Here is an 850-nt window from a genome sequence, read left to right as displayed (position 1 = left end):
AAAATTTTTATAAAAATAGTTATTTTTGATCTGGCAATATGTTATCATCATATTGCGAAAGGTGGTGATTCCAATAAAAGCAAAAGAAGTATTAGAATTGCTTCAAATATCAAGACCTACTTTAACAAAATACGTTAAAGAAGGGGTAATCAAAGTAAATATTCTACCTAATGGTAGATATGATTATGATAAAGATAGTGTGTATAAGTTGTTCAACAAAGGGGTAGAAAGAAAAACTTATATATATGCGAGAGTTTCTACACCAAAACAGAAAGCTGATTTAGAAAATCAAATTCAGATGCTAAAACAATTTTGTTTTGCAAATGGGTATTCTGTGTCAAAAGTATTTTCAGATGTAGCAAGTGGCATCAGTTTTGAAAAGAGAAAAGACTTTTTCAAATTACTTGACGATGTCATGGCAGGAAAAGTAGAAAGGGTTGTCATTACTTATAAAGACAGATTAAGCAGAGTAGGGTTTGAATTATTTTCTCATCTGTTTAAGAAATATCATTGTGAAATTGTAGTCATGAGCGAAGAAGGATCTCTAAAGCTAGACAGCGAAGAAGTGTTTGAAGAAATCGTTCATTTCTTGCATGGTTATTCGATGAGATTATACTCTAAAAGAAAAGGACAAAAAATAAAAAAGATATTAGAAGAAAAGGAGGTGAATAGCGAAGATGGAAGTGAATCGTGTTGAAAGGCATATCATTTGTCCTACTCATCCTTATTATCACATGTTAGACGAATATTGCTTCCAATCAAAGAATTTGTACAACTTTGCAAACTATCAAGTCAGGCAAACTTTTTTTCAAAATGGCACATACCTTTCTTACAACAAGCTAGACAAACT

The 850-nt window shown here is 31.2% G+C and carries 1 protein-coding gene; it reads left to right on the top strand.

The window, feature by feature from the left end:
* Nucleotides 1-73: 73 nt before the first annotated feature.
* On the top strand, nucleotides 74-697 hold the full coding sequence (locus tag M4I42_RS16990) for an IS607 family transposase (RefSeq protein WP_268853205.1): 624 nt from the start codon (nucleotides 74-76) through the stop codon (nucleotides 695-697).
* Nucleotides 698-850: the final 153 nt, after the last annotated feature.

Origin of the sequence: Anoxybacillus sp. J5B_2022 (assembly GCF_026847645.1) — a bacterium.
GTDB lineage: Bacteria > Bacillota > Bacilli > Bacillales > Anoxybacillaceae > Anoxybacteroides.
Note: the sequence above shows the minus strand (reverse complement) of the source record. Positions and strands in the feature narration are given on the sequence as shown.